At 73.7% G+C, this 8,592-nt stretch carries 6 protein-coding genes; 4 read left to right on the top strand and 2 right to left on the bottom strand.

The window, feature by feature from the left end; translation table 11 throughout:
- A partial coding sequence (locus ACW0Q9_RS26575; protein WP_456185855.1) for a BTAD domain-containing putative transcriptional regulator occupies nt 1-2,786 on the top strand: 2,786 nt, incomplete at its 5' end.
- 114 nt (nt 2,787-2,900) lie between these two features.
- Nucleotides 2,901-3,425, top strand: a complete 525-nt coding sequence (locus ACW0Q9_RS26570) for a sigma-70 family RNA polymerase sigma factor (RefSeq protein ID WP_456185853.1) — start codon at nt 2,901-2,903, stop codon at nt 3,423-3,425.
- 69 nt (nt 3,426-3,494) lie between these two features.
- Here ACW0Q9_RS26570 and ACW0Q9_RS26565 read toward each other — a convergent pair whose 3' ends face one another.
- Complete coding sequence (locus tag ACW0Q9_RS26565) at nt 3,495-6,830, bottom strand: S8 family serine peptidase (protein WP_456185851.1); 3,336 nt, start codon at nt 6,828-6,830, stop codon at nt 3,495-3,497.
- Nucleotides 6,831-6,970: 140 nt separating this feature from the next.
- Between ACW0Q9_RS26565 and ACW0Q9_RS26560 the strand changes: the two genes are divergently transcribed.
- Both ACW0Q9_RS26560 and ACW0Q9_RS26555 read left to right on the top strand, forming a co-directional pair.
- Nucleotides 6,971-7,273: a GNAT family N-acetyltransferase gene (locus ACW0Q9_RS26560; RefSeq protein ID WP_456185849.1), complete on the top strand. Its 303-nt coding sequence runs from the start codon at nt 6,971-6,973 to the stop codon at nt 7,271-7,273.
- Nucleotides 7,274-7,387: 114 nt separating this feature from the next.
- The gene (locus ACW0Q9_RS26555; protein WP_456185847.1) at nt 7,388-7,534 is read left to right on the top strand and encodes a hypothetical protein; all 147 of its coding nucleotides are present in this window, start codon (nt 7,388-7,390) and stop codon (nt 7,532-7,534) included.
- A gap of 67 nt (nt 7,535-7,601) precedes the next feature.
- Here the strand turns inward: ACW0Q9_RS26555 and ACW0Q9_RS26550 are convergent.
- Nucleotides 7,602-8,592 (bottom strand): chitinase (locus ACW0Q9_RS26550; RefSeq protein WP_456185845.1); only part of this gene is annotated, 991 nt, incomplete at its 5' end.

Here is an 8,592-nt window from a genome sequence, read left to right as displayed (position 1 = left end):
GCTTCTCGGTGCCCGGCCCGATCAGGGTCGCCCGCGCCGGCGCGGAGCTGGGTCGGGGCGCCCGCCAGCAGCGCCTGGTGCTCGCGTTTCTGCTGGCCCGGGGTGGTTCACCGGTCTCCCTGGCCGAGCTGGTCGACCTGCTCTGGGACGAGGAGGCCCCGGCCAGCGCCGCGAACGTGGTGCACCGGCACGTCGGAGTGCTCCGACGGCTGCTGGAACCCGGCCTGCCCACCCGGTCGGCCGGCCGGCACATCCTCCGGGAACTGTCCGGCTACCGGCTGCGTGTCGACGAGGAGTCCCTCGACCTGCTGAAGTTCCGGTCGCTGAGCCGGTTGGCGAGCCGGAGCCTGCAGGACGGCGACCCGGAGTCGGCGCTGCGGCATTCCCTCGACGGGCTGCGGCTGTGGCGCGGCCGGTGCGCCGCGGGGCTGGAACCGGCCTCCCGCCTGCATCCCGCGTTCCTCGCCGTGGAGGCCGAACGCGCCCAGGCCGTGCGCGAGGCCGCCGACGCCGCCGAGCGCTGCGGCCGGCTGAGCGCGGTGCTGGCGCCGTTGCGGCAGGCCGCCGAGCAGCACCCGCTCGACGAGTCGCTCCAGGCCCGGCTGCTGCTGGCGCTCGCCGCCGACGGCCACCAGGCGGAGGCCGTCGAGACGTACCGGGTGGTGCGCCGGCGGCTCGCCGACGAACTGGGCATCGATCCTGGCGAGGAGCTGCGGGAGGCGTACGACCGGCTGCTGCACCAGCGCACCCGGCCGGCGCGTGCCGAGGCGCCGTCGCCCGTTCCCCGGCCCGCGCAGCTTCCGCCGGACCTGCCCTTCTTCACCGGCCGGGACGACCTCGTCGCGGAGGCCCGCGCGGCGGTCGCGCGCCCCGGCGGGCCGTCGGTGCTCGCCATCGACGGCATGCCCGGGGTGGGCAAGACCGCCCTCGCCGTCCACCTCGCCCACGGGTTCGCGGCCGGCTACCCGGACGGGCAGCTCTATGTAGACCTGCGCGGATACGACGGGCGCGAGCCGGCGATGAGCCCGACCGAGGCGCTGCGCGGCTTCCTCGGCTCCCTCGGGGTGCCTCAGGAGGGCATTCCCGCCGAGCTGCACGCCCAGGCGGGCCTGTACCGCAGCCGCCTCTGCGGCCGGCGCCTGCTGATCGTGCTCGACAACTGCCGGGACGCCGACCAGATCCGGCATCTGCTGCCGGGCGGGCCGGGCTGTCTGGTGATCGTCACCAGTCGCAGCCGGCTCAGCACCCTGCTGACCACGGCGGGCGCCCACCCGTTGCCGGTCGGCCTGCCGAGCGTCGACGAGGCCCGCGGGGTGCTCCGGGGGCCGCTCGGGGCCGGCCGCGTCGCGGCGGACCCGGCCGCGATCGACGCCATCATCGCCAGCTGCGGGCGGCTGCCGCTCGCGCTCGCCGTGGTGGCCGCCCGCGCGGCGAGCCTGCCCCGGACGGCAACGGCGCAGATCGCCGCCGAACTGGCCCAGGCGCCCGGGAGCCTGGACGGCTTCGACGGCGGAGACCCGCAGACCGGCCTGCGTGCCGCCTTCTCCTGGTCCTACCAGGCGCTCTCCGCCCCGGCCGCCAGGCTCTTCCGGCTGCTGCCGATCCATCCCGGCCCGGACATCTCGATCGCCGGTGCGGCGGGCCTGGCCGGCGTCCCGCTGCGGGCCGCCCGGGCACTGCTCGGTGAGCTGAGCCGCGCGCACCTGGTCGGTGAGGACACGCCGGGCCGCTACCGCACCCACGACCTGCTGCTGGCCTATGCCACGGAGCTCGGCGAGGAGAACGACAGCCCGGCCGAGCGTGCCGCCGCGGAGCTGCGCTGCCTGGAGTTCTACCGGGCCACCAGCTATCAGGCGCACCGACGGCTGCTGACCTCCGAGTACCACCCGATGATCGAGCCGGGGCCGGGTGAGACCCCGCTGCGCTTCGCCGGCCACGGCGAGGCCATGAACTGGTTCACCGCCGAGCGGCAGGTCCTGATCGCGCTGGTCGGCCGGGCCGCCCGGCAGGGCCGGCACACCGAGGCCTGGCAGCTCGCCCTGGGCATGCAGCACTTCTTCGACCGCAGCGGCCGGTGGGTCGACTGGACCACGACCGGCGAGGTGGCCCTCGAGGCCGCCCGGGTGGGCGGCGACCTGGTCGGGCAGGCCCGGATGCACCGCAGCCTGGCCGGGGCGGCCTACTTCCGGCACGAGCACGAGACCGCGGTCGGGCATCTCGACCAGGCGGTCGAGCTGCTCGCCCGGCTCGGCCTGTACGACGAGATGACCCGGGCCGGGATCAACCGGGCGATGATCCTGAGCGCCCAGGGGCGGCACGAGGAGGTCGTCCGGGCGCTCTCCGCGGTGCTGGTGCCATGGGCGGCCGGGGACGACAAGCTGCACGCGGACGTCCTGGTGATCATGGCGGCGAGCTACGCCGAACTGGGCCGGACGGACGAGGCCGTGCGCCGCGCCGAGCAGGCGATGGCGCTGTCGCGCGGAGCGCAGTACCGGCTGGGCGTCGCCGAGGCGTGGGAGGTGCTCGGCCGGGTGCATTCCGCCCGCCGGGAGCCGGGCAGGGCGGTCGACTGCTGGCGGGAGGCGGCCGTCGCCTACCAGGAGGCGTCGGCGTCGGCGCCGGCCGCGGAGGTCCTGGCGCTGGTCGGCGACGCCCTCGCCGCCACCGGCGACCAGGAGGCCGCGGTACGGGCGTGGCGGGAGGCGTTGGCCCTGATCCCGTACGCGCAGACCCCGACCGGGCGGCGGCTGGCCGGCCTGCTCGCAACGGTCACACCCGGTCCGTGACCGACTGCGATCGGCGACGGCACTCGATCCGCACTCACGCGTCAGTCCATTGACATCGGTCGTCCCTAGGCTCGTGCCGCATCCACGTTGCTCCTGCGTATGGGAGGAAAGATCGTGCTGCGGGCACCCGACGGACCACCCTGTGGCCGGGCCGAGCGCATGACCGCGCTGCACGCGGCGCACGCCCGTGCCGTGCTGCGCCTCCTGCTCGTGCTGACCCGCGGCCAGCGGCAGACCGCGGAGGATCTGCTCCAGGAGACGATGCTGCGGGCCTGGCGCCACCTCGACTCGGTGCCGGCCGAGCCCGATGCCGCGCGCCGGTGGCTCTCCACCGTCGCCCGGCGGCTCGTCATCGACGGCGTCCGGCTGCGCCGCGGCCGCCCGGCCGAGGTCCATCTCGTCGACATGACCTGGATTCCCGCCGGCGACGACACCACCGGCAGCGCGCTGGCGTCGCACGCCATCCGCCTCGCGCTCGGCCGGCTGAGCCCGGCACAGCGCAGTCTGCTCTCCGAGGTCTACCTGGTCGGGCGGTCACCGGCGGAGGTGGCCGGCCGGCTGGGAGTGCCGATCGGCACGGTGAAGTCCCGGACCCACCATGCGCTGCGCGCCCTGCGCGCCGGCATCCAGGCGGCCTGAGCACGGACGACCACGCCCCCACGGTGACCCGGACGCGGCGCCGGTGGGCGCCGCGTCCGGGGCCCACCATCAGTACCGGTAGGCGCGGATGACGGTCTGCTTGACCGTGTTGCCGCTGGTGTCCGACGCGGCGGCCCGCAGCGAGACGAAGCCGGTGCCGGCCGGGTTGCGCACCCAGGCGACCGCCTTCTCACCGGACCGCTGCACGGTCAGCCGCTGCCAGGTCCGCCCGTCGTCGAAGGACGCCTCGACGGTCAACGTCCTGGTCCGGCCCGGCGCCGCCCCGATCTGACGGTCGAGCGAGACCGGGATCGCGAACAGCCGGTCGGCCGGCGCCCGGTTGTCGATGTCGAGCTGCGGGCTGTAGCGGATCGCCGTCATCGGCAGCTTCACCAGGTCGCCGTCGCCCACGTGGGCGGACGTGAAGGTCCACTCCGCGTCGACCACCGTCGACAGGGTGAACTCCGGGTCGCTGCGGAAGGTCGCGGCCAGCCGGTAGTCAGCCTTCTCCGCCGGCACGTTCCACACCCAGGGCGCCTGGTTCGCGTCGCCGATCTTCACCCCGTCGCGGTAGAGGTTCACCTCCACGCTGCCGCCGCGAACGTGCCGGAAGCCCATGTGCCCGGTGCCGTCGCCGTGCAGCGGCCCCGGCCCGCCCATGATGTCGCCCCAGTAGCGGGTGGCGAACTGCTGGCCGAAGTTCGGCTCCGGGAAGACCGGCCCGGCCACCCCGTTGGCCCACTTCACGTCGTACGTGCGCCCCGGCTGGAAGCTGGTCCACGCCGACTCGTAGTACGTGTACCTCAGCTGCGACGAGGTCGACTGCCACACCGCCTTCTTGTCCTGGTTGTAGTACTCGGTGATGGTGCTCGGCACGTCGTAGCTGAAGCTCGGCGGGATGCTGCGCTCGTCACGGTAGATCGGCGAGTTGCCGGGCGCGTGCGCGACCGCGGTCCGCGAGACCGGCACGCCGGCCACGTCCGCGCCGATCCGGGAGCGGACCGTGGCGAAGTCGCCCGCACGCAGCCGGCGGGTCAGGCCGGTCATCATCCGCTCCGGCTCATAGAGGTAGACCCGGTAGGCGTACGGGCTGTTGTGCAGGCTGCCGTCCTCGGCCACCTGGCCCCACATCCCGTTGACGTAGGAGACGAAGCCGGGGGTCCTGCCGGCACCGATCTGCGCGGTCCGCACGTGATCGAACGGGATGCCCATCACCACGCCGAACGGGTCGTTGCTGCCCCAGATCTGCGGCTGCTCGGTCCGGATCGTCCAGCCGAACTCCTGGTGGACCGCGGTGGCCTTCGGGTTCGGCACCGACACCACGAGCGGCTTCGCCAGGCGGCTGTCCACGGTGAGCGCCTGGTCCGTGGTCAGGTCGAGGCTCGGGCGCACCAGCGACGCGACGTGCGGGAGGAACGGGTCGCCGGTCAGCAGGTAGGTCTGGACCAGGTAGCGACCCGCGCGGACCCGGTACGTGGTGACCGCCGGGTTGTCGAACACCGTGATGGTCTGCCGGTCGAGGTCGGTCAGGAGGGTCACCCAGCCCTGCTCGGGCGTGGGCGCCCCGCCGTCCGGCCCGACGAGCGTGAGGTCCAGCCGGTGGCGGGCGATGTCGAGCGCGACCGGGGTCTGCACCTGCACGCCGTCGCCGGTGGCGGTCACCTCGCCGCCGAAGTAGTGGTCGGGCAGGTCGGCGCCGGCCTGGACGGTGACCGTCACGGTGGCCGTGCCGCCCGCCGGGACCGTCACCGACGAGGCGCTGAGGCTGAACAGGCCGGCCGGCGCCGGAGCGCCTTCGGCGTCCTTCGCGTCGAGGGAGACCGCCAGGGTGAGGGCGGACGAGCCGCCGTTCGCGTACGTGATCGTGCTCTTCTGCGCGGTGGTGGTCCGCTCGAAGGCGACGCTGACCGGGCTCGCCGTGACGGTCTGCCGGGTCGCCCGGGCGACGTCGAGGAAGCCGGCGCCCTGCTCGTAGACACCGATGGCGGCGTTCGGCCGCGCGGCCGCCATCAGCGTGGACTTGATCCGCTCGGGCGACCAGTCCGGGTGCTGCTGGCTCAGGATCGCCGCCGCGCCGGCCACGTGCGGAGTCGCCATCGAGGTGCCGTTCATGCCGGTGTACTGCGGGTTCTCGTCGTTCTGCGGCAGATCGGAGGTCGAGCTGCGGGCGGCGACGATGCCGACGCCGGGAGCGGTGACGTCCGGCTTGACGCCGGCGTCGCCCGCGCGCGGGCCCCGGCTCGAGAAGCCCGCCAGCTCGCCCGTCTTGGTCACCGCGCCGACGGTCAGCGCCTCGGTCACCCCACCGGGCGAGTTCACCGTGGACTCGCCGGCCTCCCCGCTGTTGCCCGCGGCGACGACGAAGAGCACGCCGTAGCGGTGGGTGAGGTCGGCCAGGGCCGCCTCGATGGGGTCGGTGTCCGGGCTGTCCGGGCCGCCGAGGCTCAGGTTGGCGACCTTGACGCCCTGCTGCGCCGCCCAGGTCATGCCGGCCAGGATCGCCGACTCCGGGCAGCCCTCCTCGACGCAGACCTTGGCGCTGTAGAGCGTCGCGCCGGGTGCCATGCCCTGGTAGCGGCCCTGCGACGCGGCCGCACCGCCGGCGATGGTGGAGGCCACGTGGGTGCCGTGGCCGACCCGGTCGAGGGTGTCCGGGTCGGAGGTGAAGTTCTCCGCGGCGGCGACGCGGCCGGCGAGGTCGGGGTGGGTCTGGTCGACACCGGTGTCGATGACGCCGACCTTGACCCCGGCCCCCGTCCAGCCGGCCTTCCAGGCTTCCGGCGCGCCGGTCAGCGGGACGCTGACGTCGAGGGTGGGGTGGCGCAGCCCGTCGAGCCAGATCTTGTCGAACCCGGCCCGCAGTTGCCGCTCGGTGCCACCCGCACCGGAGGTGAGGGTGTTCCAGAAGGACACGGCGTCCGCGCGGCTCTCCGCGACCGCGCTCGCCCCGGAGAGGGCCCGGGTGATCCGGCCGCCGGCGAGGCGGGCGGGGGCGGCGTCGCCGTGCTCGACGATGAGCGGCAGGGTGGCCCGGGTGTCGTCGTAGCCGAAGCCGAGCAGCATCGAGACGTCGAAGAGCCGCGCGTCGAGCTTGCCCCGGTTCAGCAGGCCGACGGCGTCGGCGGGGATGACCCGCACGTCCTCGCCGGCGCTGTGGGTGAGGAACGGGATCCGCTCCCGTCCCTTGCCCGGCACGACGTCGACCGTCGTCCGGCCGTTCACCGTGCTGACGTGGACGGTGTCGCCGGTGAGCAGGGTGACCGCCCGGGGCTTGGCCGCGACCGTGGGTGTGGTCGCCGGCTTCGCGGCCCGGGGCTGCGCCGACGCGGGCGGAGCGCCCGGAGCACCCGCCGAGACGCCCAGCGCCAGCAGCGCCAGCGCCGATATCTTGCGAACTGACCGCATCTTTCTCCCTTGATGAACGCGAGGGGTATCCGGGTGCTCCGGACGTGACGGGCGGGTGAAAGTTCGGTGGGAGTGACCTGGATCACTCCCGCCGGCCCGCCCAGGCGGTCGATCTCCTGGCGCCGTGGTTGGATGGCGGGATGGGTTTCACGGTGACGGACGTGCCCGACCGGGAGCGGTTCGAGGCGCGGGACGAGACGGGCGCGACGGCCGGTGTGGTCACCTACCAGCTGAGCGGCGCCATCATCGCCTACACCCACACCGAGGTGGCCCCGGAGTTCGAGGGACGCGGCGTCGGTTCGACCCTGGCTCGCGCGGTGATGGACGACGCGCGGGCGAAGGGGCGGACCGTGGTGCCGATCTGCCCCTTCCTGAGCGGCTGGCTGGAGAAGCATCCCGAGTACGACGGCATCGTGGTCCGGTCGACCCGCAAGGTCAAATAGCCCGCCGCCTCGTCGGCGGCGAGCGCCGGACGGTCCCCTCCCCCAGATAAGCGGGGCAGGTCCGGGTATTCGCGTTGCGGAGTGCCGCACGACGAAACCGGAAGGGGACATTCCATGACATCGGTCGGCCAACGCATCAAGGGAATCCTCAACAGCCCGCAGGGGCGCAAGATCGTCGACCGCGGGCGACGCGAAGCGGCGAAACCGGGCACCCAGCAGAAGCTCCGCCAGTTCGCGGAGCGGATGACCGGCCGGCGCTGACCGGCCGGAGCGCCCGCACCGAGGCGGGGCCGCACGCGGACCGTGCGGCCCCGGGGTCGGCGCGACGTCAGGGCAGCGCCTTGAGGAACGGGCCGTGCTGGAGCCGGAACTCCCAGCCGTAGTACCGGTCCCAGTTGATCGACCACGTCATCAGGCCCCGGAAGGCGGGGTTGGTGCCGCTGCGCGGCGTGTACCCGCCGCAGTTCTGGCCCCGGACGAGGCAGGTGACCGCCTGTTGCACGCCCGCCGGGGCGACGTAGCCGTTGCCGGCGCTGGTCGACGACGGCGTGCCGAAGGCGACCTGGTCCTCGCGTAGCGCCGGGAAGACGGCGCTGGCGTTCCCGGCGACCGGGAACCCGGCGAGCAGCATGTCGGTCATGGCGATGTGGAAGTCCGCGCCGCCCATGGTGTGGTACTGGTTGTCCAGCCCGACGATCGGCCCCGAGTTGTAGTCCTGCACGTGCAGCACGGTGAGGATGTCCCGCAGGGCGTGGATCACCGGCAGGTACGACCCGGCGCGGGGGTCCTGCCCGCCCCACGGGCCGGGCCCGTAGAACTGGTAGCCGAGCTGCACGAAGAACGTCTCCGGGGCCATCGTGAGGACGAAACCGGCGCCGTAGCGCTGCTTGAGGGTCCGGATCGCCGCGATCAGGTTGACGACCACCGGGGTGGTGGGGTTGCGGAAGTCGGTGTCGCCCGGGTTCAGGTAGAGGGAGTGGCCCTCGAAGTCGATGTCCAGGCCGTCGAGGCCGTACCGGTCGATGATCGCGGACACCGACCGGACGAAGGTGTCCCGGGCGGCGATCGTGGTCAGCTGCACCTGCCCGTTCTGGCCGCCGATGGAGAGCAGCACCTTCTTGCCCTGCTGCTGCTTGGCCCGGATGGCGGCGGTGAACTCCGCCTCGCTCTCGACGGTGGGGCACTCGGTGACGGGGCAGAGCTGGAAGCGGATGTCGCCGGAGGTGACCGAGGTGGGCTCGCCGAAGGCGAGGTTGATGACGTCCCAGTCGGCGGGCACGTCGGCCATCCGCAGGTAGCCGGAGCCGTTGGCGAAGCTG

Source organism: Micromonospora sp. I033, from assembly GCF_053890995.1.
This window is presented reverse-complemented; position numbering and strand designations above follow the sequence as displayed.

Excerpts from the sequence above, each read along its gene's own strand:
- ACW0Q9_RS26555 (WP_456185847.1), top strand. The coding sequence starts at position 7,388 with ATGACATCGGTCGGCCAACGCATCAAGGGAATCCTCAACAGCCCGCAG.
- ACW0Q9_RS26560 (WP_456185849.1), top strand. The coding sequence starts at position 6,971 with ATGGGTTTCACGGTGACGGACGTGCCCGACCGGGAGCGGTTCGAGGCG.
- ACW0Q9_RS26565 (WP_456185851.1), bottom strand. The coding sequence starts at position 6,830 with ATGCGGTCAGTTCGCAAGATATCGGCGCTGGCGCTGCTGGCGCTGGGC.